Below are 22,550 nucleotides of genomic sequence, written 5' to 3'. Positions count from 1 at the left end.
CGGACTTGCGCCTCAAGCCCAAGCCACTTCTGGCAAGGGGTTCAATAAAAACGTCATATCGATATAGCTGAAGGTTATCCAGGGGCGGTGCCGGTCATTTGCCTCGCGCTGCGGTCAAAGCGGCCACGATCACTGCCTGGAGTCGCCGTGTCCCCTGTCCTGTGCCTGCCCGCTGCATCCGTGCCGTTGCTGTCCCGTTTGCGCTGCTGGACCGCTGTCCTCGGCGGCGTGGTCCTCGCCGGTTGCAGCCTGACGCCCACCTCCAAGGAGCCGGCGCGTTCGCCGGCCGAGGTTCGCGCCGAACTCGTGCGGCTGCTGCCGGCCAGCGTGGCGGACCGCCAGGGATGGGCCAGCGACATCCAGACCGCCTTCAGCGCCCAGCACCTCGACCCCACCACGGAGAACCTCTGCGCCGTGCTGGCGGTGGCGGAGCAGGAATCGACGTACCGGGTCGATCCGCCGGTGCCGGGGCTGGGCCGCATCGCCCGCGAGGAAATCGACCGGCGCGCCGCGCGGGCCTATGTGCCCCAGTTGCTGGTGCGCACGGCGCTCGGTCTCAGGTCGCCTACCGGCAAGACCTACGCCGAGCGGCTGGACGCCGCCCGCACCGAGCGTGAACTCAGCCTGATCTTCGAGGATTTCACCGCCATGGTGCCCCTGGGCGGCCAGTTGTTCGGGCGTTTCAATCCGGTGCGTACCGGCGGCCCCATGCAGGTGAGCATCGACTTCGCCGAGGCGCACGCCCGGGACTATCCCTATGAGCGCGAGGGCTCCATCCGCCACGAGGTGTTCAGCCGCCGCGGCGGCCTCTATTTCGGTACCGCGCACCTGCTGGGCTATCCGGCGGACTACAGCACGCCGCTGTATCGCTTCGCCGATTTCAACGCCGGCTGGTACGCCAGCCGCAACGCCGCCTTCCAGAGTGCGGTGAGTCGCGCTGCGGGGGTGAAGCTGGCGCTGGACGGCGATCTGGTGGTTCCCGGCTCGCGGACCCAGGGTGAGACCGAGCGGGCGGTGAATCGCCTGGCCCCGGCCTTGGGCATGAGCGACATCGCCATCCGCCATGATCTGGAAGCCGGCGACTCGGCGGAGTTCGCCAACACCGATCTCTACGCCAAGGTCTATGCCCTGGCCGAGCGCAAGGCCGGGCGCAGCCTGCCGCGTGCCGTCCTGCCGGGCATCACCTTGGAAAGCCCGAAGATCACCCGCACCCTGACCACCGCCTGGTTCGCCCAGCGGGTCGAGGAGCGCTGGCAGCGCTGCCTGGGTCGCGCGCCGCGCTGAGCGAGGCGGGCAGCGGCCGAACGGTGCTGTCCGGCGGATGAGGGTCGGCCCGAGGGATGGCAATTGGCCAGACTATTCGCCTACCATAACGAGAAGAAACGGCTTTGCGCCGTGCGGTTCTGGTGTAGTCCCTCGAGGTCCAGATGACCGATACCCCCTCCGGCTCCCGGTTGACGCTGATCGTCGACCAGCCCACCCCTACGGCGCGCCATCGCCTGCCGCCCCGCGAACAGGCCAAGGCGCTGCGACTGCTGCGTACCCTCGGCCTGGAGGCCGATACCCCGCCCGAACTGGTGCTGGCCTGGCTGGAACGGCGCGATGGCGGTTGCTCGCTGCCCGAGGCGGCGCGGCAGATCGGCCTGGGCAACTGGCTGGGAGTCACCACCAGCCTGGCCGACCTCACCCAGAATCTGGCGCGCTTCGAAGCGGCCTATGCGCTGGACAGCGTGCTCGACTCCCTGACCCAGCTGGCCGAGCAGTCGCCGCCCGAGTCCCGCTAGCGCTGCAAGGCGCTAGAGCCCCGCGCCGCGGACATTGACGTAGAGGCTGTAGAGCGAGTGGGAGCCGGCCATGAACAGCCGGTTGCCCTGCGCTCCGCCAAAGCACAGGTTGGGACAACGCTCCGGCAGGTGGATATGGCCCAGTGCCTTGCCGCTGGGATCGAACACCCGTACGCCATCGAGCGCCTCGGGCTTGGCCGCCGGCGCGCCGCTGCTGCCCCAGCCGCACCAGAGATTGCCCGCCACGTCGCACTTGAGGCCATCCAGGGCGCCGTATTCCAGCGCCTCGATCAGCTTGCGCCGCTCGCCCAGGCTGCCGTCGTCCTTGACGGTATAGGCCCACACCAGGCGATTGGGCTTGGCACGGCCCTCGACCACATAGAGCAGCTTCTCGTCCGGTGAGAAGGCCAGGCCGTTGGGGCCGTTGAGATCGCCGATCACCCGGGTCACCGCCAGGCTCTCGCCGTCGAGGCGATAGACCCCATCCGGTTGCTCGGTCTTGACCCGGTGGCCCTCGTAGTCGCTGTTCGCCTGGAAGGGCGGATCGCTGAACCAGATCGAGCCATCGCGCTTGACCACCAGGTCGTTGGGCGAGTTGAAGGGCTTGCCCTCGAAGTTGTCGGCCAGCACCGTGAGGCGGCCATCGTGCTCGGTGCGGGTGATCCGCCGGCCCTGGCCATGGGTGGTGGAACCCTCGCAGGCGATCAGCCGGCCCTGGCGGTCGCGGGCCAGGCCGTTGGCGAAGTTCGACGGCGCCCGGAAGGTATCCAGCCGGCCGCTGAGCTCGTCCCAGCGGACGATCCGGTTGTTGGGGATGTCGCTCAACAGCAGGTAGTTGCCGTCGCCGATCCACACTGGGCCCTCGGCCCAGCGCAGACCGGTGGCCAGGCGCTCGACGCTGGCGTTGAACAGGCGCAATTCCAGGAAGCGGTCGTCGAGGATCTCGATGAGCGGATCGGGATAGCGTTGGCTGAGGGGTTCGGCGGTGGCGCGGGCCAGGCTGGGCAGGGCGAGCGCCGCACTGCAGAGGAGGCCGCCCTGGAGCAGCCGGCGACGCGACAGCGCCCGGGGGCGACCCGAAGAGGAGTCAGACATGGTGCAGGTCCTTAATTGTTATTGTTGAGACGAGGCGATGCGGATCCCGCCGTCGCAGCAGGGTATCAGCCGCGATCGATGAAATCGTATGACATCATATGTCTTGTGATATGGCTAGACTAGCCTGGTCTCGGCCTAGTCGGCGTCCAGCACCAGGCAGGTCCGCCCACGGCCCTGGCGCTTGGCCTGGTAGAGCCGGCGATCAGCTTCGTGCAGGAAGCCTTCGAGATCGTCGGCGAGACCGGCATGGATGCCCGCGCTGAACGAGAGCGGTGGCGCGCCCGGGGCATAGGTCTGGGCGTGGCAGTAGCGACGCAGCAGGTCCAGGGCCTGCAGCAGCTGCTCCGGCGGCATCCGGCTGACCAGGGCGAATTCCTCGCCGCCCAGGCGGCCGGTCAGGTCCTGGGGCAGGGTACGGGCCAGGGCCTGGGCGAACACCACCAGGGCGCTGTCGCCGCTGGCATGACCGTGGTCGTCGTTGATGTGCTTGAAGTGATCCAGGTCGAGCATGGCCACGCTCAGCGACCGGCCTTCGCGTTCGGCCTGGCGGAACCACTCCTGGGCCTGGTCGTGGAAGGCGCGGCGGTTGCGCAGCCCGGTGAGGGAGTCGTACTGGGCGGCGTGGGTCAGGGCGCGCATCAGCTCCCGGCGCTCCAGGGTCGAGACCACCCGGCAATTGAGCTCTTCCGGGCAGAAGGGCTTGCGCAGGAAGTCGTCGGCGCCCTGCTTGATGAACTTGGCGCTGAGCGAGCCCTTCTCGTCGGCCGACAGGCCGATGATGATGAGGTCATGGCGACGCAGTTTCTGCCGCAGCAGTTGCACCAGTTCGAAGCCGCTCAGCCCCGGCATGCTGTGGTCCACCACCAGCAGGTCGATGTCCGGCTGCTCCTGGAGCAGCCGCAGGGCTTCGTTGCCGTCGCGGGCATTTAGCAGCTGGTAGCGATGGGGCGTCAGGACGTGGCGGATGTAGTTGCGGGTGGCGTCCGAGTCCTCGGCGATGAGGATCTTGATGCCGGCGTTGCTGTCCAGCCGCCGCAGCAGGCGAAAGGCGAATTCATAGGAGTACTGGCTCTCCTTGAGCACGTAGTCGACCACGCCCTTGGTCAGCAGGTCGTCGCGCCGGCGCTCGTCGTAGGAGCCGCTGAGGACGATGCAGGGCAGGCGATAGCGCAGCACCAGGTCGACGCTCTGGCCATCGGGAGCGTCGGGCAGGTTGAGATCCACCAGGGCGGCGAAGAACAGCTGCGCCGAGGTCTCCAGCATCACCTCGGCTTCGCCCAGGGTGGCGCAGAACACCGGCTCGAACTCCCGCTGCTGACGGAAGAGGTGCGCCAGGATCTTGAGTACCATGGGGCTGTCTTCGATGACCAGGATGGAGCGCACCGGTAACTCCTGCAGGGCAATGATCGGCTGGACGTCCGTCCGGGGTCGACTGAAACCCCGGGTCGCGCCAGCTTATCGACCGCTTGGTCAGCGACTTGAATGATCGCTGATCTGGCTTCAGCGCGGTATCGAATTCTCCAGTCGCCGCTGGCGTGGCAGGCGCAAGGCTTCGTCCCTGGGCAGGGGGCGGCCCAACAGGTTGCCCTGCACCTTGTCCACCTGCAGGGCCTTGAGGGTCTCCAGTTCGGCGAGGGTTTCCACGCCTTCGGCAATGACCTCCTTGTGGGTCTCGCGGGCGAAGGCGATGATCGCCGAGGCCAGCGCCCGGCGCTCGGCATCGCGGTCGATGTCGCGGACCAGGCTCATGTCCAGCTTGATCATGTCCGGACGCAGCCGCAGGATGTGCCTCAGGCTCGCGTAGCCGGCGCCGGCATCGTCGATCGCCAGGCGCACGCCCTGGGCCCGGAGGGGCTGCAGCTGCAGGTGCAGGGCGTCGTAGTCGCTCACCTCGGCGTGCTCGGTGATCTCCAGCACCAGGCGACCGGGCGCGTTGCTGGCCAGCAGCGCCGGCAGCCGGCCCGCGAGGATGGTCTGCGGCGAGCAGTTCATGGTCAGGTAGGTGTCGTCCGGCAGGCTTTCCAGACCCTGCAGCGCGAATCTCATGGCGCTTTCTTCGAGTTCGTCGCCCAGGCCGATGCTGCTGGCCTCGGAAAACCAGAGGTCGGGGCTGCGCTGGGGTGGGCAGTGGAAGCGCGACAGGGATTCCCAGCCGGCGATGCGCAGGTCGGCGAGATGGTAGATGGGCTGGTAGACGATGCTGGGCTGGTGGGCGGCGACCGCCCCCTGGATGCGCTGGCGCATCTCCACCTGGCCGCGCCGGCTGGAGGCGTCCAGGCTGAGGCGATCGGCCACCAGCTCCGCGAAGGTCCGTACCAGTTCCAGGTCGCGCGGGCTCAGGGTCGGATCGGGTTGGTACTTGAAGCAGCAGAAGGTGCCATAGAGTTCGCCATCGCTGAGGCGCACCGGCACGCTCAGGTGGGCGCCGATGGGGACGCTGCGGGTTTCCGGGATCAGGCGGGCGTTGCCCACGGCGCGGGTATCGGGGATGAGTTCCGGCAAATGGCCGGTGACCACCTGCTGGCAATAACCCTGGCTGAGCGGCAGGGCGTCACCGGCCTTGAGCGGCGCATCGGGTTCGGCGTCCACGTTGCGGAAGACGCGATCCTGCTGGCGAAACTCGGCCAGGAAGGCCACGTCCATGTCCAGGTGAATGCGCAGCGCATGCAGCACCTTGTCGATACAGCCCTTGCTGCTAAGGTCGCCGGTATCCAGGCCGACCACGTCCAACAACTCGGTACTCGATTCCCTCATGTCCTCACTCCCGGGAAACTACGACCTGATCCAATGTAGAGGCTGAAGTGAATTTGTCAGTCAAATGACCTCAATCAGCGGGACGACCGTGCTCGGCGTACCAGGCTTCGAACGCCGGCAGAGGCATCGGCCGGGCCAGCAGATAGCCCTGCACCTCGTCGCAACCGGCGTCCTGCAGGAAGTCCAGGACCTCGGTCGTCTCTATCCCCTCGGCGACGCTGCGGTAACCGAGCTTGCCAATCAGCGGCAGCAGGGCGCGGACCACTTCCTGCTTGCGCGGATCGGTGGGCAGGTCGTGGACCAGCGAACGGTCAAGCTTGACGCTGGTGACCGGCAGTTCGTACAGATAGGCGAAGTTGCTGTAGCCACTGCCGAAGTCATCGATGGCGATCTCTAGGCCCAGGGCGCGCAGGGCGTGCAACTGCGCGATGGCCACAGGATTGCGGCGCAGCCATTCGCCTTCGGTGATCTCCACCTCCAGCCGCCGCGGGTCGACGCCCTGGCGCTCACAGGTCTCGCGCAGCAGCTCGACCAGGTCGCCTTCGTCGAAGTCCCGGGGCGAGAGATTGAGCGACAGCCGCCCCTGGTAGCGATTGTCCCACTGCGCCAGCTGGCTGACGGCGGTGCGGATCACCCAGCGGGTCACGCTGTGGATCAGCGCGGTCTTCTCGATCGCCGGGATGAAATCACCCGGGGCGATGGGGCCGAGTTCCGGGTGGGTCCAGCGCAGCAGCGCCTCGGCACTGCACAGGGCCCGACCGGGCAGGCCGAGGCGCGGCTGGAACGCCAGGCTGAAGTCACCGCGTTCGAGGGCTTCGGGAATTTGCCGGACCAGCTGGAAGATCCGCTGGAAGGCCTCGTCCTGCGGGCGCTGGTAGAGCCCCCAGTGCCGCGCGCCGAGGACCGCCTGGTCGACCGCGACCATGCCCTTGCGCAACAGGTCGCGCACGTTGCCGGGGGTCAGCTGGAAGGGCACTACCCCGGCTTTCACCGGCGGATCTATGGGGATGCGGTCGGCCTGGACCGGGGCGCGCAACTGGGTGATCAGGCTGTCGAGCAGGGGCGGGTAGTCGCACTCCGCTGGCAGCAGGAAGGCGAATCTCTTGGTGTCCACGTGATAGACCTTGGCCTTCTCGACCAGGGCATCGCAGAGCCGCAGGGCCAGGCAACGCAGGAAGGTCTCGAAGGGCCACATGCCCTGGGCCAGGACCAGTTGTTCCTTCCACAGGGTTTCCAGCGGATCCACCAGCACCAGCAGGCGCAGTTCGCCTGGGTGCAGCTCGGCCAGCTGGGCGACGTCGGCTTGGAACTGCTGGCGATTGGGCAGGCCGCTGACCGCATCCCGTCGCCGCAGGTGCTGGCGCAGGGCGATCAGGCGCATCACTTGGGCGGCGAAGTCATCCAGGCGCTTGCGCTCCGCCGCGCTCAGTTCCCGTGGCTGGTTATCGAGGATGCAGAGGCTGCCGATGGCATAGCCGCCCTCGGTGACCAGGGCGGAGCCGGCATAGAACCGCACGTGCGGCGCGCGGACCACCAGCGGGTTGTGGCTGAAACGGGCGTCGCAGCGGGCATCGTTGATCTCCATCCAGCCGTCTTCGGTCTGGATGGTATGGGCACAGAAGGCGTCTTCCACCGGCATCTGCGCTTGGTCGAAACCGACGCGCGCCTTGAACCACTGGCGGTCGCGATCCACCAGGCTGATCAGGGCGGTGGGCACAGCGAAGCTGCTGGCCACCAGTTCGCAGAGGCGATCGAATTCCTCCGCTGGCGCCGAGTCGAGTAGCTCCAGCGCGTGCAGGGCGTTGAGGCGGTCATCTTCGTGCTGTAGGGGGTCGGCCATCGGACTCTCTCGGGTGGGTCGCTGCGCCTGGTACCAGCAACGAGCGCCTGGGCGCGGTGCTGTTGCCACTCGGGGCAGGCGGGGCGGCAAACGAGAGGCAGGCTGACCGAGGCTATCGGCTGCGTAAGGTCAGACTTTAGTCCTGCCGTCTCGCTTGTCCGAACTCGAACCTTAACGCGGGCGCACCTCGGAGGCGAGTGCGGGTCGAAAAGCCATCCTGCACTGGAGTGCCTGTCATGACCCTCACCTGCCTGTTCGACATCAACGAGACCGTGCTCGATCTCTCCGCCTTGGACGGCCTCTTCGCCGAGTTGTTCGGCGACCCGCGCAGCCGCGAACGCTGGTTTGCCCAGACGCTGCAGAACGCCATGACCGCCGACCTCTGTGGCCGCCATGCGCCCTTCGAAGCCCAGGGCCAGGCCGCGCTGGACATGCTCGGTGCGCGACTCGGGCGAGCGCCGAGCGCCGCCGACAAGCAGCGCGTGGCCACGGCGCTCAAGCGCCTGCCTGCCCACCCGGACGTCCGGCCGGGGCTCGACTTCGCCCGCGCGCAGGGCGTGCGTTGCATCGCCTTCTCCAACAACGCCCGCGCCGCCACCGAGGCGCAACTCGAACATGCCGGCCTCCGCGATGCCTTCGCCGACATCCTCTCGGCCGAGGATGCCGGCGCCTCCAAGCCCGCCACGGCCACCTACCGCCAGGCTGCCACCAACCTGGCGCAACCGGCCGAGACCCTGTGGCTGATCGCCGTCCATGGCTGGGACATCGCCGGTGCCCAGGCGGCAGGGCTCAAGGGCGCCCTGGTGCAGCGGCGGCCCGAGCAGGTGGCCTATCCCCTGGCGCCGCCGCAGGTGACCGCCGGGGATCTGCAAGAGGCAGTGGCGCGCATTCTGGCGCACGAGGGCCGCCGCTAGCGGCCCGGCGTGCTAACGTCCGCGCAGTCGACGGGCATGGTGCCCGGTTTTCCCAGACAGTGAGAGTCGCCTTCCCATGACGGATACCCTAGCCCGGCTGCGCGCCGGCGAGTTGGCCGGAGCCACGCGCCTGACCCTGCGCGCCGACCTGACCGAATTCCCCGAAGAAATCTACGCCCTGGCCGACAGCCTGGAGATCCTCGACCTCTCCGGCAATCGGCTGACCCGGCTGCCCGCCGACCTGGGGCGGCTGCACCGGTTGCGCATCCTCTTCTGCTCGGGCAACCCCTTCAGCGAATTGCCCGAGGTGCTGGGGACGCTGCCCAACCTGGAGATGATCGGCTTCAAGGCCTGCCAGCTCGAGCGGGTGAGCGCCGCCGCCCTGCCGCCGCGCCTGCGCTGGTTGATCCTGACCGACAACCGCATCGCCGAGGTGCCCGCCGCCCTGGGTGAGCGACCGGCCCTGCAAAAGTTGATGCTGGCCGGCAACCAGTTGCAGACCCTGCCGGCGTCCATGGCCGAGCTGCACCAACTGGAACTCCTGCGGCTGTCGGCGAATCGCTTCGCGACCTTGCCGCCGGCGGTGCTGGACCTGCCACGGCTGACCTGGCTGGCCTATGGCGACAACCCGCTGGGCGCTGCGCGCGAACGCGCGGTACGCGCCCAGGCGGCGCGCCAGCAGCGCATCGCCTGGCGCGATCTGACGCTCGGTGAACGCCTGGGGGAGGGCGCCTCCGGCATCATCCACCAGGCGCGCTGGCAGTCGCCCAGCGGCCCGCGGGACGTCGCGGTGAAGCTCTTCAAGGGCAGCATGACCAGTGACGGCACCCCGGAAAGCGAAAGCGCCGCCAGCCTCAGTGCCGGCACCCATCCCTGGCTGATCGGCGCGCTCGGTGATCTGGCCGAACATCCCGAGCAGCGCAGCGGGCTGGTGCTGGAGCTGGTGGAGCCGGCCTTCGGCAACCTGGCCGGCCCGCCCAGCTTCACCACCTGCAGCCGGGACGTCTATCCCGACGACACCCGCTTCACGGCCGCCGCCGTGCGCGAGATGGCCGGCGGCATGGCCAGCGCCCTGGCCCACCTGCACGAGCGGGGCCTGGTCCATGGCGACTTCTATGCCCACAACATCCTCTGGGACGGTGGCGCGCGCTGCCTGCTCGGTGATTTCGGCGGTGCCTCCCTGTTGCCCGAGGATGCCCGCCAGGCCGCGCGGCTGCAGCGCTTCGAGAGTCGCGCCTTCGGTATCCTGCTGGAGGAGTGGCTGGCGCGGTGCAGCGAACCGGCCGATCCGGCGCTCACGGCCCTGGCCGAGGAATGCCAGCAGGGCGCCCTCGATGCGCGCCCGCTGCTCGCCGAGGTGGCGCAGCGCCTGCGGGGCTAGGCCAGCGCCCAGTCCACGGCGGCCAGGGCGTGCAGCCGGGTGGTGTCGAACAGCGGCACCGCGCTGTCGCTCTGGTCCACCAGCAGCATGATCTCGGTGCAGCCGAGCACGATGGCCTCGGCGCCCTGGGCCACCAGCTCGGCGATGATCCCGCGGTAGGCCTCGCGCGAGTCCGCGCGGATCTCGCCGCGGACCAGTTCCTCGTAGATGATGCGGTGCACGGTCTGACGTCGCGCCGGCGCGGGCACCAGGACCTGCAGGCCGAATGTCTCGGTCAGCCGCTGGCGATAGAAGGCCTGCTCCATGGTGAAGGCCGTACCCAGCAGCCCCACGTTCTGCAGGCCCTGGGCACGGATCGCCGCGCCGGTGGGATCGGCGATATGCAACAGCGGCAGGGGCGTGGCCGCCTCCAGCTCAGCCGCCAGGCAATGCATGGTGTTGGTACAGAGCACCAGCCCCTCGGCACCCCCCGCCGCCAGTTGCCGCGCGTGGTCCTGCAGCCGTCCGCCCAGCGCCGCCCAGTCGCCCGCATGCTGCAGGGCAGCGATCTCGGCGAAATCCACCGACAGCAACAGGCAGGCTGCGGAATGACTGCCGCCCAGCCGCCGGCGGACTTCCTCGTTGATGATGCGATAGTAGTGAGCCGAACTCTCCCAGCTCATGCCGCCCAACAGGCCCAGGGTGCGCATGGGTGTTTCTCATGATGATGCGCGATCGATCATCCTGGCGCTTATCGAGGCACTTGGTGAGGGGCAGTGGGCTTCAGTTCGAGCAGTACAGTGGGGGCTTGGCGGCGTCGGACAGTGGGCGGAGGGATAAATCGGCAAGAGGGTCAACGCTCATGGCAGAGCCGTTCGTCTCGCGCTACGCTCCAACAGGCCACTCCCGGCCTTGGAGGTGATCGTCATGCTGAAAGCGCTGTTCACCGCGGTAGCCCTGATCTTCTTCGCGTCCGCCAGTGTCCAGGCGGCGCCCTGTCGGGACGCCCAGGGCAAATTCGTCAAGTGCGAAGCGGCCAAGACCAAGGCCGTGCAATGCAAGAATGCCCAAGGCAAGTTCGCCAAGTGCGGCACGCCAGGAGCCAAGGCGATCAACTAGGCCTAGCTTGAGCCGTCCGAAGGTCAGGCACCTGGCGTGATCTCCGGACTGGCACCCCTGCGCCTCAAGTCAGCGCGACAGCGGTGCGCTGCGGATGTCGGGAGGCGTCTCAGCGCACCGGCTTGGCGGAACGCAGGGCGCGCTCCAGGGCTTCCACGCAATCGAGTTCGTTGGCGTAGGCCAGGAATTGCACCTGCAATTCGTCGCGGGTACGGGTGAGCCGGCGCTTGCGGGCGGCCAGCTCGTCTTCCAGGCAGGGGAGATTCTGGGGGGTGACGTCGACCTGGCAGGGGGCGCTGGCGCTCATGACTACTCTCTCGTGCGGCTGCTGTTGGGATGTATTCAGACAGCCGTTTGAAAAAGGGTTCAGCCGGTCATGCCGCGCGCAGCGTAAAGATTTGCCTACAAAACCCACGAGGCGTCATCGGCTAGGGTCCTTTGCACGCACCCCACCGTGGCGCGGCCTGGCTAATCCTGCTGCGCCGATCCCGGCTCCGACCAGGCGCGATGGCGCTCGGCCTTCTCGGCTTCGCTCTCTATGCGGTTGAGCACCTCGCCCTCGTGCGCAACCTCCGGTCCACCGCCATAGACGTAGTCGAGCCCCTGCATCAGGGCCGCGTAGCCCTGGGCGGCCACCTGCACCGGATCGTTCTTCGGACCGGCACCAACGCTGGTGTCGTCCTCGCCGGCGCGATGGAAGAAGTTGGTATCGGTCTGGCCAGGCATCAGCACCGTGAGGGTCACGCCACTGTCCTTGAGTTCGTTGCGCACGGCGAAGGCGAAGGAGTTGATGAAGGCCTTGGAGGCGCCATAGACGGCCTCGAAGGGAATCGGCGCCGTGGCCGAGATGGACGAGGTGAAGAGCACCCGGCCCCGGCCGGCGGCCACCATCTCCGGCAGCACCAGCTTGGCCAGGTGCACGGTCGACATCACGTTGAGCTGGATCAGCGCCAGCTCGTCTTCCAGGCGCGTCTGGCCGACGAAGGCACCGCCCAGGCCGACGCCGGCGTTGAGCACCAGTACGTCCAGCGGGCGCCCCTGGCGGCGCAGGAATCTATAGGTTTCTTCCACCCCGATGGGGGTGCGCAGGTCGGCCGCATGGCTCCAGACCTTGACGCCCAGGGCGCGCAATTCGCGTTCGGCGGCGTCGAGTCCGTCGCCGCGGGACACCAGCAGCAGATCATGGCCATGGCGGGCCAGCTGCTTGGCCAGTTCGAAGCCGATGCCGCTGGAGGCGCCGGTGACGGCGGCCAGCGGCCGGGTGACGTTGTTCATGCTGAAATCCTCTGCAGACCTGTGGTAGCTGGGATCCTTGGGCGCGCCTGGCGCTCCCCGGGGCCGACGGATAACCCGGGCCGGCATGGCATAATCGCCAGGCCCCTCGGAGGAGACAAGAGATGCAACCCGCGGATCTGGAAGCCCTGGTGACCTGGACCATGCCCTATGGCAAGTACGCCGGCCGCCTGCTGGCCGATCTGCCCGGCCACTACCTCAACTGGTTCGCCCGCAGCGGCTTTCCGGCGGGGGAGCTGGGCCGTCTGCTGGCCCTGATGCAGGAGATCGACCACAACGGCCTCAAGCCGCTGCTGGAACCCCTGCGGCGGCGCTAGGCACCGGCCCGGCGCATGTCGATATGGGGAATCCCGTCCTCGTCATAGACCTCTGAGCAGGGCGTGAAGCCATAGCGTCCGTAGTAGGCCTGCAGATGGGCCTGGGCGGCAAGGAACAGCGGGCGCCCTGGCCAGCGTTCGGCACATTCGCGCAGCGCCTCCTCCAGCAGGCGATGCCCGAGTCCGCTACCGCGTGCCTCGGGGGCGACGATCACCCGGCCAATCACCATGTCCTCGCGTACCCCGCCGAGCAGGCGCAGGTAGGCGTGCAGCTCGTCGTCCTGCCAGCCGAACAGGTGCCAGACGTCTGCCGCCAGGTCCTGGCCATCGGGATCGGGATAGATGCACTGCTGCTCCACCACGAAGACCCGGGCGCGGAGCACCAGGGCAGCATAGAGTTCAGCGGCGGTCAGCGTCGACGCGGCGCGGCAGGTCCAGTGGATCGTCATCTTCAGTCCTTGCGCCGGCCGGCCATGAAACGGAAGCGATTGCGGTTGAGCAGTACGTAGCCGGTCAGTTGCAGGCCCACGGCGAAGATCAGGCTGCGCATCGCGCCGGGCTCGGCGGGACGCGGCCCCTGGTAGAGGCCGTAGAGGGCGAAGGCGACGCCGAGCAGGCCGAGGATGAAGAAGATCAGCCCGACCTTGGTCAGGCGGGGGAGGTTGCGCAGGTTCATGGGCACATCGTCGTATTCAAAGCCCGCCACGCTAACCGCCCGGGCAGGGCTTGTCGAGCCGATAGGCAGCCGGTCCGGGCTGGGCTACCTTGAGGTGAGGCTGCCTGGGCAGCCGGGAGGAGAGCCATGTTCAGCCATGTACAGGTGGGCGCCCGTGACCTGGAGCGCCTGATCGCTTTTTACGACGAGGTGTTGCGCGAACTCGGCCTGGTCCGCATGCCGCCCGAGGACGATGGCGGCCCGCCCGGTTGCGGCTGGCAACGACCGGGCCGGGAGTGGCCACAGTTCTATGTGCAGCTGCCATTCAACGGCCTGCCGGCGTCCTGGGGCAATGGCGTGCAGGTGAGCTTCGCCGCGCCCTCGGTGCTGGCGGTGGAGGCGGCCTGGCACCGGGCGCTGCAACTGGGCGGCAGCGACGAAGGCGCGCCCGGGGTGCGGCCGGGCTATGGCCCGGACTTCTATGCGGCCTACTGCCGTGATCCGGAAGGCAACAAGCTGTGCTTCGTCCATGCCGAGGGTCTGGCGGCCGCCTGCGACTAGTGGGCCGCCCGCAGCGGAGCGCCGCTGGCTAGACGTTGGCCGCCAGGGCCACCGCGTCGGTACGGGCGGCCATGATGAAATCGTTGCGGTGCAGGCCGCCGATGTTGTGCGTCCACCAGCTCACCGTCACCGCGCCCCATTCGGTGAGCAGGGCCGGATGGTGATCCTCGTCCTGCGCCTCGCGACCCACGCGGTTGGTGAAATCCAGCGCCTCCAGGAAGTTGCCGAAGGCATAGCGACGTTCCAGCCGCGGAATGCCTTCGCGCTCCACCAGCGTCCAGCCGGGGACGGCCTTGAGCAGTTCGGTGCTGGCGGCCTCGCTCAAGGCCGGCTCGCTGGAGCGGCAGGGGACGCAGTGGGAGTGGGCGAGATCGGCCATGGGGACTCCGTAGAAAAGCAAAATCGCGATGGAGCAAGGGTAACAGACCCGCCGGTCAGTCTCCGGCAGCCCGTCCGACCATGGTCGAATGGCCCGAAGCCGGTGCGCGCCGTACAACGGAAGACAACAAGAACAACAGTTTCCCGCCGAGGAGATCGCCCCATGAGTGCCGCCTTCTACCCGGTCCGCGCGGAAGTCGCTTCCCGGACCCTGACCGACGAGGTCACCTACCGTCGCCTGTACCAGCAATCCATCCTCAATCCCGATGGCTTCTGGCGCGAGCAGGCCCAGCGCCTGGACTGGATCAAGCCCTTCAGCCGGGTCAAGCAGACCTCCTTCGACGATCATCGCGTCGATATCCAGTGGTTCGCCGACGGTACCCTGAACGCCTCCTACAACTGCCTGGATCGCCACCTGGAAACCCGTGGCGACCAGACCGCCATCATCTGGGAAGGCGACGATCCGGCCGACAGCCGCCACATCACCTACCGCGAGCTGCATCGCGAGGTCTGCCAGTTGGCCAACGCCCTGCGCGGCCAGGACATCCACCGCGGCGACGTGGTGACCATCTACATGCCGATGATCCCCGAGGCGGTGGTGGCCATGCTGGCCTGTGCCCGCATCGGCGCGGTGCACTCGGTGGTGTTCGGCGGCTTCTCCCCCGAATCCCTGGCTGGCCGCATCAGCGACTGCCAGTCCAAGCTGGTGATCACCGCCGACGAAGGGGTACGCGGCGGGCGCAAGATCCCGCTCAAGGCCAACGTCGACGAGGCCCTGACCAACCCGGCCACCTATTCGGTGCGCAAGGTGATCGTCTGCAAGCGCACCGGTGCCGACATCGCCTGGCACCGCCACCGCGACGTCTGGTACGAAGACATCACCTCGGTGGCCCCGGAGCACTGCGAGCCCAAGGAGATGTCGGCCGAGGCGCCGCTCTTTATCCTCTATACCTCCGGTTCCACCGGCAAGCCCAAGGGCATCCTGCACACCACCGGTGGCTACCTGACCTACGCCGCCCTGACCCACGAGCGGGTCTTCGACTACCGCCCCGGCGAGGTCTACTGGTGCACCGCCGACGTCGGCTGGATCACCGGCCACAGCTACATCGTCTACGGCCCCCTGGCCAATGGCGCCACCACCCTGCTGTTCGAGGGCGTGCCCAACTACCCGGACGTGACCCGCATGGGCCAGGTGGTGGACAAGCACCAGGTCAACATCCTCTACACCGCTCCCACCGCCATCCGCGCCATGATGGCCCAGGGTGACGCCGCCATGCGCGGCATCGATGGCAGCAGCCTGCGCCTGCTGGGGTCGGTGGGCGAACCCATCAACCCTGAGGCCTGGCACTGGTACTACAAGACCGTGGGCCAGGAGCGCTGCCCCATCGTCGACACCTGGTGGCAGACCGAGACCGGCGGCATCCTCATCAGCCCGCTGCCCGGCGCCATCGGCCAGAAGCCCGGATCGGCCACCCGGCCGTTCTTCGGCGTCCAGCCGGCGCTGGTGGACAACGAGGGCAACCTGCTCGACGGCGCCGTGGAAGGCAACCTGGTGATCCTCGATTCCTGGCCGGGCCAGTCGCGCTCCATCTATGGCGACCACGACCGCTTCGTCGACACCTACTTCAAGACCTTCAAGGGCATGTACTTCACCGGCGACGGCGCCCGTCGCGACGAGGACGGCTACTACTGGATCACCGGTCGCGTCGACGACGTGCTCAACGTGTCCGGCCACCGCATGGGCACCGCCGAGATCGAGAGCGCCCTGGTGGCCCATGCCAAGGTCGCCGAGGCCGCGGTGGTGGGCATGCCCCATGACCTCAAGGGCCAGGGCATCTATGTCTACGTCACCCTCAACCAGGGCGAGGAAGGCAACGAGGCGCTGCGCCAGGAACTCAAGCAGTGGGTCCGCAAGGAGATCGGTCCCATCGCCACCCCCGATGTCATCCAGTGGGCGCCCGGTCTGCCCAAGACCCGCTCCGGCAAGATCATGAGACGCATCCTGCGCAAGATCGCCGTGGGTGAATACGATTCGCTCGGCGACATCTCCACCTTGGCCGATCCCGGCGTGGTCCAGCATCTGGTCGGCACCCACCAGCAGATGAGCCAGGCCGTCGCCTGAGCCGGCGCGCTCCCGAGCCGCCCGCTACCTACCGGTAGCGGGCGGCTTGTTTTTTGGGGGCCTATAAGGACTTGTCGCCAGGGTAAAAGCCACCGCCGCCTGGCCAGGGCTAGAATCGCGCCAGCCGGCGGACCGGAGGGCACACCGGTCCGTTACCCGTGGCAAAGGCTGGGACAGGGGCACCGCTCCGGCGTACCATGCGTGCCAACCCCACAAGGGTTTCTCGGCGCGCGGTCCCAGGATCGGCCGTACCCGCCGCTCTCGACAGGAAGCCAGACGTTAGATGACCACCCGCATCGCCTTTCTGCTTTGGCCCGACGTCCGTCCGCTGACCGTGGGCCTGGTCGAGGAAGCGTTGGAACTCGCCGCCCGCCACGCGAGCGACACGCCCTACGAGGTGCGCTTCCTGCAAGCCTGCAGCGAGCTCCAGCCGCGCCTGCCCGGCGGGTACTGGGAAGGCCAGCTGGAACGTCTGGACCGGCTGTTCGTGCTGGCCGACGAGCCGCCGCGTACGGTGCCACCGCCACTGGCGGCCGCCCTGCGGCAGAGCGCCCGGGCCGGAGTGGTCATGGGTGGCTTTTCCGCCGGCGTTCAGGTGCTGGCCCAGCTCGGCCTGCTCGATGGTCATCGCGCCGCTGTGCACTGGCGCTGGCTGGAGGAATTCAGCGAGCAATTTCCCAAGGTCATCGCCACCCACCATCTCTACGAATGGGACCGCGACCGCCTGACCGCCTGCGGCGGCCTGGCCATCCTCGATCTCCTGCTGGCCATGATCGGCCGTGATCGTGATGCGGAGCAGGCGGGTACCATCGCCGAGGAGCTGATCGTCGAGCGCCTGCGCGAGGGCAGCGAGCGCCAGCGGATCCCGCTGAAGAATCGCCTGGGTTCGAGCCATCCCAAGCTGACCCAGGCGGTGATGCTGATGGAGGCCAACATCGAGGAGCCCCTCACCACCGACGAGATCGCCCAGCACGTCTGCGTGTCCCGCCGGCAGCTGGAGCGGATCTTCAAGCAATACCTGGCGCGGGTCCCCAGCCAGTACTACCTGGAGTTGCGGCTGAACCGGGCGCGCAAGATGCTCACCCAGACCAGCAAGTCCATCATCCAGATCGGGCTGTCCTGTGGTTTTTCCTCGGGACCGCACTTTTCCAGCGCCTACCGCAACTTCTTCGGCGTCACCCCCCGGGACGACCGCAACCAGCGGCGCGGCGCGGCGGGCGAGGGCAGCATGGTGGCCGAGCGCTAGGCGCTCGCCACCTCTCTTCAGCTCAGCGGTTCCGCGGTCGCCTCGTGCAGCCAGGCGCTCAGCTGGTCGGCCGGTAGCGGGGCACCGCAATGGAAGCCCTGGATCTCGTCCGCCGGCAGACGCTGCAATTGGCGCAGGTGGTCGGCGTCTTCCACGCCCTTCAGGGTCACCGTCAGCCCCAGCGAGCGACCCAGGTCGATCAGGGCCCGGACCAGGGCACAGTCTTCCGGAGCGTGGTCGCGCCGGCTGATCAGGCTGCGGTCGAGGCGGATGCCGTCGAGCGGATAGCGTTGCAGGTAGGCCAGGGAGCAGAGACCGGAGCCGAAATCGTCGAGGCACAGGCGGACCCCCAGCCCCTTGAGCGCACCCAGGGTATTGGCCACATCCGCTGCGGGGTCCAGCAGGGTGCGCTCGGTCAGCTCCAGCTCCAGGCGCGGCGCGGCCAGACCACTGCGATAGAGCACCTCGGCCACCAGTTGCACCGGGTCTTCGTTGGCATGGAACTGCTGCGGCGACAGATTCACCGACACCGACAGCTGTTCCGGCCAGCCTTGGGCGTCGTGGCAGGCGGTTTCCAGTACCCAGCGCCCCAGGCGCTGGGCGAGTCCGGCGTCTTCGGCCAGGGCGAGGAAGTCCAGCGGCTCCAGCAGCCCCTGGGTCGGGTGCTCCCAGCGCACCAGCGCCTCGAAGCCGCGCAGGGCGCCATCGACCAGGCTGCGCCGGGGCTGGTAGTAGAGGCTGAGGCGGTCGTCGCGCAGGGCCTGGCGCAGCTCCTGTTCCAGTTGCCGGCGCTTGAGCACCTGTTCGTTCATGGCCGGTTCGTGGAAGCGCCAGGTGCCGCGGCCGGCGGCCTTGGCCTGGTAGAGGGCGATGTCGGCCAGGCGCAGCAGTTCGGCGGGGATGCCGGTATCGCGCGGCGCCAAGGTCACGCCGATGCTGCTGCCGATGAACACCCGCTGCTCGCCGAGGCGGAACGGCTGGCGCAGCTGCTCCACCAGCCGCCGACAGAGATCGGCGATGGTGCCCGCTTCCCGTTCACCGATGAGCACCACGCAGAATTCGTCGCCGCCCAGCCGGGCCACCAGGTCTGTGGCGGTCACGTTCTGCCGCAGGCGCTGGGCCGCTTCCTGGAGCACCTGGTCGCCCGCCGCATGGCCGAGGGCGTCGTTGACCGTCTTGAAGCGGTCGAGGTCGAGGCTGAGCAGGGCCAGCGGACGGGGCTCCGGTCCTTCCAGGTGCGTCGCCAGGAACTGATGCAGGCGATGCCGGTTGGGCAGGCCGGTCAAGGGATCGTGCCAGGACAGGTGCTGGACCTGGGCCAGGGCCTCGATCTCGTCGGTGAGGTCGGTCACGGTGCCCCGATAGCCGCCTTCGGGGATGGCCCGGGCCGCCACCCGGCAGGTGCGCTCGCGGCCGCTGCCGTCCAGGTAGTGGCAGACCAACGGCGGGCGGGCCTTGCGGTCATGCTGGTGGCCGGCGAGCCAGTGCGCCAGGGTGTCGGCATGGGGCGTCAGCAGCTCGTTGAGCGGACGACCCAGCCAGCGCTCGGCGGCTTCTCCGGTGACCTCGGCGAAGCGATCCGAGACATAGACCAGGCGTAGGCCGGCATCGACCTCCCAGAGCCAGTCCGAGGTGGCCTCGGCGATGTCGCGGAAGCGGCGCTCGCCGATGGCCAGCTCGCTGCGGCTGGCCAGCAGGTCGTCGTATTGGGCGTCCAGCTGGCGCATCGAGACCAGCGCCTGGCGAAACAACCAGATCAGCCCCAGCAGCAGGATCAGCACGCCTCCGCCGAACAGCGGCAGGGTCTGCTGCATGAGCCACAGCCCGGGGCGCGGCGGGCGCCAGGTCAGCTGATAGCCGGAACCCGGCAGTTGCCAGCTGGCGCGGCTACCGCTGGGGTCACGGGTGATGCTCAGGGGTGGCAGGTTGTTGGCTTCGCTCAGGGCCGCCAGCCGCGCGGGGCTCAGCACGTTGACGAAGACCAGTACCGACGCCGGGGGATCCAAGGGGCGGACGCCGGGATGGTCGCCAGGGGTGATGGCGGCGGCGGCCACCAGGGCCGGCGTGCCGCCGACGTTGAGCACGCCGGACACGCTACCGGCGCGGGCATCCGCGCTCCGCGCAGCGGCCAGCAGGCCGGCGATGTCGCCCTGCAGCCAGGATGCGGCGGGATCGGCGAGCTGACCGTCGAGCAGGCGATAGCGCAGCCGGTCCTGGCCGTCGAACACCAGCACTCCTTCGTAGCCATAGACCTGGAACAGGGATTCGCCCAGATTGCCCTGTTCGAAGGCCCAGTCGCTGTCCAGCGTCTGGTGCAGGCGACGATAGGCCTCGTCCCATTTGCTGTAGTCGATGAGGTTGCGCGCCACTTCTTCGTCGAGGCGGGTGAAGGTCCGGCCGACGGCGCGCTCGGTGTGCTGGGCGACCGTGGCATCCTGGCGCACGGCGTTGTCGACCAGCAGGTAGCAGCCCAGGCCGATGAGCCCCAGGAGTAGCACGCAGAGCGCCGGGAACAGCCGCAGGATGATGGTGTGGCCCCGCCGCCGCGGGGGCGCGCTGCGTGACTCTGGAGATGATGGCATGCCGGGACCCTGGCTGATTGAGCGTTCCTGTGCCTTCGTCACCGGTGACGCCCGAAGGCGCCCGGGCGAAGCGGGTAGCGAGGTGACGCCGCTAGACTAGCCCCTGGCGGGGCACGGCGCTGAAGGTAAAGTGGAAGATGCCAAGGGGATCGCGCTAAGTAACCCGCGAAGCCCCGTTCTAGGTGGGATTTCCCGCGCCGCCATAGAAGGCGCAGCCTTGCCAGGTCTCGCCGTTGATCCGCAACTCGGCCTGCAACGATTGCACGGTACCGGTACGGCCGTCCACACAGCGCCGCGGATTGATCCACAGCTCGACCTTCTCGCCATTGGCCTCGGTGGACAGGGCGCGCATGCCGCCTGGCAGCTCTTCCTGCACGAAGGGCAGGGCGCGGCGCTGCTGGCCGGCGGTGCTGACCAGCATGCCCTGGTTGCTCACCTGGACGCTCCAGTCCGGTCCGTGGCCTCCCGCGCTCATGGCGGTGCGCTTGAAGTTGGGATCGCTGCAACCCGGTCCGCTGTACTGCACGCGATAGACGTCGGTGACGGCGAACACCCCCTGGGCACCATCGCGTCCGCCGGACTTCAGCTTGCCGCGTAGATCGGCGAACAGGGAGGCGGCACCGCTGTCGGCGGCCAATTCATGGGCATCGCGCAGGATGGCCGTGTTGTTGGCGTCGGTGACATCGAAGAAACGCTGCTCGCGGCAGGGACGGAACAGCAGCTGCTCGCCGCTCCAGCGCAGATCGCCCTGCAACCGCTCGCCGCCCGGCGCCTGGGGGGTATCGTCGCTCTGGAACAGACTGCAGCCGCCAAGGAGGCCGAGCAGGGCAAGGGGAAAGATGGAACGCGGCGCTGGCATCGCGGGACTCCCGACTGAGGTGGGCACACGTTACTCAGACAGCGCCGGGAGCTCAAGGACTTACCAGGCGCGATAAACCTTGCCGGTTTCTGCGCCTTCCAGGCTGCGCTCATAGGCCAGGGCCGCATCGGCAGCGGCAACCGCCTTGAAACCGCGGAAGAAGTCACCGTAGTGCGGCAGGGACTCCGCCAGCACCGTGGGACTCACGGCGTTGAGTCGCTGCCCATGGGGCAGCTCGATGGCCGCGCCGCGGACGAAGCCTTCCAGGGCGGCATTGACCATCGCCGCGGAGCTGCCCTGGACGATGGGCTGCTCGCTGAGGATGCCGGTGGTCAGGGTGAAGGAGGCGCCCTCGGCGGCCTGGGCCTGGCCGAGCAGGACCAGGTTGACCTGGCCCATGAGCTTGTCCTGCAGCCCCTTTTGGTAGGCCTCCGGGGTCATGTCGAGGAGCGGGGCGAAGGTCACCGAGCCCACCGCGCTGACCAGGGCGTCGAAGCGCCCGACCTTGGCGAACAGGGCGCGGATGGAATCCGGTTGGGTGATATCGACCTGCAGGTCGCCCGACTGGCGGCCGACGCGGACCAGCTCGTGGCGGCGGCCCAGGCGTTCGGCGATGGCACTGCCCAGGGTACCGCTGGCTCCGACGAGGATGACTTTCATGGTGTGACTCCGTGAAGGGATAGGAGTCTTCAGCCTAGAATGAGGGATTGCCTGGATAAATCGCCCGACTGGCAATCCAGTGTTTCCAGGAGGAAACGATGCAGGACGATTTCGCTGATCTCGCCGCCTTCGCGGTGCTATGCGCCAGTGGCAGCTTTACCCGCGCGGCGGAGCGCCTCAGCTGCAGCAAGGGCCAGCTGTCGAAGCGCATCCGCGCCCTGGAGGCGCGGCTGGAGACCCAGCTGCTGCACCGCACCACCCGGCGCCTCGCGCCCACCCCGGCTGGCCGGGTACTGCTGCCCGAGGCCCAGGCCTTGCTGCAGCAGCGCGAGCGGGCCTTGCAGAGTGTGGCGCGCCTGCGTGAAGCAGCCGTGGGCCAGGTGCGGCTCACCGTTCCGGTGTCCCTCGGCTACACCTTCTTCGAGGTGCTGCTGGCCTGCCGTACCGCCCATCCCGCCATCCAGCTGGACCTGGTGCTGGACAATGGCTATCGCGACCTGGTGGCCGAGGGCTTCGACCTGGCGATTCGGGCGCGGGTGGAGCCGGATGAGCGCCTGGTGGCACGGCCGCTGTTCGCCATGCAGGAGGTGACCTGCGCCGCCCCCGGGTACCTGGGGGAACGCCCGCTACCGGAGCGTCCCGAGGATCTGCTCGAGCACCGCTGCCTGGTGAACAACCATTATGCCGAGGGCGAGGTCTGGCTCTATCACCGCGAGCATCGACTCAGCCGGGTAGCGGTGGCGCCCAGCCTGGCCTGCAATCATTACAGCCTGCTCAAGCAGGCGGCCCTGGCCGGACACGGCATCGCCCGGCTGCCGTCCTTCATGGTGCACGAGGAATTGGCCTCCGGCGCGTTGGTCTGGCTGCTGCGGGAATGGCGCACACCCAGTGTGCCGCTGTTCCTGGTGCACCCCTACCAGGGTGGATTGCCCAAGCGCACTCGGGTAGTGGCGGACGCCCTGAGCGAGTGGTTCGAGCGCAGTCGCCAGCGCTTGGAGGCCTTGGATTAGC

The 22,550-nt window shown here is 68.2% G+C and carries 23 protein-coding genes; 10 read left to right on the top strand and 13 right to left on the bottom strand.

The features are described 5' to 3' along the window. The first annotated feature begins 189 nt into the window (after window positions 1-189). Complete coding sequence (locus ACYJP6_RS05675) at window positions 190-1,284, top strand: DUF1615 domain-containing protein (RefSeq protein WP_459474286.1); 1,095 nt, start codon at window positions 190-192, stop codon at window positions 1,282-1,284. A gap of 143 nt (window positions 1,285-1,427) precedes the next feature. Then, a complete protein-coding gene (locus tag ACYJP6_RS05670; protein ID WP_459474081.1) occupies window positions 1,428-1,784 on the top strand; it encodes a hypothetical protein in 357 nt (118 codons plus the stop codon). 12 nt (window positions 1,785-1,796) lie between these two features. On the opposite strand, the gene ACYJP6_RS05665 is transcribed toward ACYJP6_RS05670, so the two are convergent. The 4 genes from ACYJP6_RS05665 to ACYJP6_RS05650 form a co-directional block, all read right to left on the bottom strand. Beyond that, window positions 1,797-2,879, bottom strand: coding sequence for an SMP-30/gluconolactonase/LRE family protein (locus ACYJP6_RS05665; RefSeq protein ID WP_459474079.1), 1,083 nt, complete (start codon window positions 2,877-2,879; stop codon window positions 1,797-1,799). Window positions 2,880-3,014: 135 nt separating this feature from the next. Beyond that, window positions 3,015-4,262 (bottom strand): GGDEF domain-containing response regulator, encoded by a 1,248-nt coding sequence (locus tag ACYJP6_RS05660; RefSeq protein ID WP_459474077.1) that lies wholly within the window; start codon window positions 4,260-4,262, stop codon window positions 3,015-3,017. A 117-nt stretch (window positions 4,263-4,379) separates the two neighbouring features. Beyond that, on the bottom strand, window positions 4,380-5,633 hold the full coding sequence (locus ACYJP6_RS05655) for a sensor domain-containing phosphodiesterase (protein ID WP_459474075.1): 1,254 nt from the start codon (window positions 5,631-5,633) through the stop codon (window positions 4,380-4,382). A 70-nt stretch (window positions 5,634-5,703) separates the two neighbouring features. Then, entirely contained in the window at window positions 5,704-7,473 is a 1,770-nt protein-coding gene (locus ACYJP6_RS05650) for a putative bifunctional diguanylate cyclase/phosphodiesterase (RefSeq protein WP_459474073.1), read from the bottom strand. A 236-nt stretch (window positions 7,474-7,709) separates the two neighbouring features. On the opposite strand from ACYJP6_RS05650, the gene ACYJP6_RS05645 reads away from it, so the two are divergent. Then, window positions 7,710-8,387: a haloacid dehalogenase type II gene (locus ACYJP6_RS05645; protein WP_459474071.1), complete on the top strand. Its 678-nt coding sequence runs from the start codon at window positions 7,710-7,712 to the stop codon at window positions 8,385-8,387. A gap of 76 nt (window positions 8,388-8,463) precedes the next feature. Beyond that, window positions 8,464-9,768 (top strand): leucine-rich repeat-containing protein kinase family protein, encoded by a 1,305-nt coding sequence (locus ACYJP6_RS05640; protein ID WP_459474069.1) that lies wholly within the window; start codon window positions 8,464-8,466, stop codon window positions 9,766-9,768. Here ACYJP6_RS05640 and ACYJP6_RS05635 read toward each other — a convergent pair. After that, window positions 9,765-10,457 carry an aspartate/glutamate racemase family protein gene (locus ACYJP6_RS05635; RefSeq protein WP_459474067.1) on the bottom strand — a complete coding sequence of 231 codons (693 nt, stop codon included), beginning with the start codon at window positions 10,455-10,457 and terminating at the stop codon, window positions 9,765-9,767. The genes ACYJP6_RS05640 and ACYJP6_RS05635 overlap by 4 nt on opposite strands. A 217-nt stretch (window positions 10,458-10,674) precedes the next feature. Between ACYJP6_RS05635 and ACYJP6_RS05630 the strand changes: the two genes are divergently transcribed. After that, complete coding sequence (locus ACYJP6_RS05630; protein ID WP_459474065.1) at window positions 10,675-10,866, top strand: hypothetical protein; 192 nt, start codon at window positions 10,675-10,677, stop codon at window positions 10,864-10,866. Between the two features lie 109 nt (window positions 10,867-10,975). Here the strand turns inward: ACYJP6_RS05630 and ACYJP6_RS05625 are convergent, their stop codons facing one another. Together ACYJP6_RS05625 and ACYJP6_RS05620 are read right to left on the bottom strand one after the other, a co-directional pair. Continuing rightward, window positions 10,976-11,173 carry a hypothetical protein gene (locus ACYJP6_RS05625; RefSeq protein ID WP_459474063.1) on the bottom strand — a complete coding sequence of 66 codons (198 nt, stop codon included), beginning with the start codon at window positions 11,171-11,173 and terminating at the stop codon, window positions 10,976-10,978. Between the two features lie 161 nt (window positions 11,174-11,334). Further along, window positions 11,335-12,141, bottom strand: coding sequence for an SDR family NAD(P)-dependent oxidoreductase (locus ACYJP6_RS05620; RefSeq protein WP_459474061.1), 807 nt, complete (start codon window positions 12,139-12,141; stop codon window positions 11,335-11,337). Window positions 12,142-12,263: 122 nt separating this feature from the next. On the opposite strand from ACYJP6_RS05620, the gene ACYJP6_RS05615 reads away from it, so the two are divergent. Next, window positions 12,264-12,476: a DUF3820 family protein gene (locus ACYJP6_RS05615; protein ID WP_145004415.1), complete on the top strand. Its 213-nt coding sequence runs from the start codon at window positions 12,264-12,266 to the stop codon at window positions 12,474-12,476. Here the strand turns inward: ACYJP6_RS05615 and ACYJP6_RS05610 are convergent. Then, window positions 12,473-12,925 carry a GNAT family N-acetyltransferase gene (locus ACYJP6_RS05610; RefSeq protein WP_459474058.1) on the bottom strand — a complete coding sequence of 151 codons (453 nt, stop codon included), beginning with the start codon at window positions 12,923-12,925 and terminating at the stop codon, window positions 12,473-12,475. The two genes, ACYJP6_RS05615 and ACYJP6_RS05610, sit on opposite strands and share 4 nt — an antisense overlap. A gap of 2 nt (window positions 12,926-12,927) precedes the next feature. After that, window positions 12,928-13,152, bottom strand: a complete 225-nt coding sequence (locus ACYJP6_RS05605; protein ID WP_145004423.1) for a hypothetical protein — start codon at window positions 13,150-13,152, stop codon at window positions 12,928-12,930. 126 nt (window positions 13,153-13,278) lie between these two features. Between ACYJP6_RS05605 and ACYJP6_RS05600 the strand changes: the two genes are divergently transcribed. Beyond that, the gene (locus tag ACYJP6_RS05600) at window positions 13,279-13,692 is read left to right on the top strand and encodes a VOC family protein (RefSeq protein ID WP_459474055.1); all 414 of its coding nucleotides are present in this window, start codon (window positions 13,279-13,281) and stop codon (window positions 13,690-13,692) included. 28 nt (window positions 13,693-13,720) lie between these two features. Here ACYJP6_RS05600 and ACYJP6_RS05595 read toward each other — a convergent pair whose 3' ends face one another. Beyond that, the gene (locus tag ACYJP6_RS05595) at window positions 13,721-14,071 is read right to left on the bottom strand and encodes a 4a-hydroxytetrahydrobiopterin dehydratase (protein ID WP_459474053.1); all 351 of its coding nucleotides are present in this window, start codon (window positions 14,069-14,071) and stop codon (window positions 13,721-13,723) included. A gap of 162 nt (window positions 14,072-14,233) precedes the next feature. Between ACYJP6_RS05595 and acs the strand changes: the two genes are divergently transcribed. Continuing rightward, complete coding sequence (gene acs / locus ACYJP6_RS05590; RefSeq protein ID WP_459474051.1) at window positions 14,234-16,192, top strand: acetate--CoA ligase; 1,959 nt, start codon at window positions 14,234-14,236, stop codon at window positions 16,190-16,192. Window positions 16,193-16,475: 283 nt separating this feature from the next. Then, the gene (locus tag ACYJP6_RS05585; RefSeq protein WP_459474049.1) at window positions 16,476-17,438 is read left to right on the top strand and encodes a GlxA family transcriptional regulator; all 963 of its coding nucleotides are present in this window, start codon (window positions 16,476-16,478) and stop codon (window positions 17,436-17,438) included. A gap of 17 nt (window positions 17,439-17,455) precedes the next feature. Here the strand turns inward: ACYJP6_RS05585 and ACYJP6_RS05580 are convergent, their stop codons facing one another. From ACYJP6_RS05580 to ACYJP6_RS05570, 3 genes are all read right to left on the bottom strand, one after another. After that, a complete protein-coding gene (locus ACYJP6_RS05580; RefSeq protein WP_459474047.1) occupies window positions 17,456-20,020 on the bottom strand; it encodes a bifunctional diguanylate cyclase/phosphodiesterase in 2,565 nt (854 codons plus the stop codon). 178 nt (window positions 20,021-20,198) lie between these two features. Continuing rightward, window positions 20,199-20,879 (bottom strand): hypothetical protein, encoded by a 681-nt coding sequence (locus ACYJP6_RS05575; RefSeq protein WP_459474045.1) that lies wholly within the window; start codon window positions 20,877-20,879, stop codon window positions 20,199-20,201. Window positions 20,880-20,939: 60 nt separating this feature from the next. Further along, on the bottom strand, window positions 20,940-21,539 hold the full coding sequence (locus tag ACYJP6_RS05570; RefSeq protein ID WP_459474043.1) for a short chain dehydrogenase: 600 nt from the start codon (window positions 21,537-21,539) through the stop codon (window positions 20,940-20,942). 98 nt (window positions 21,540-21,637) lie between these two features. On the opposite strand from ACYJP6_RS05570, the gene ACYJP6_RS05565 reads away from it, so the two are divergent. Next, window positions 21,638-22,549 (top strand): LysR family transcriptional regulator, encoded by a 912-nt coding sequence (locus ACYJP6_RS05565; protein ID WP_459474042.1) that lies wholly within the window; start codon window positions 21,638-21,640, stop codon window positions 22,547-22,549. The last annotated feature ends 1 nt before the right edge of the window (window position 22,550 follow it).

Source organism: Pseudomonas sp. No.117 (genome assembly GCF_054558395.1).
This window is presented reverse-complemented; position numbering and strand designations above follow the sequence as displayed.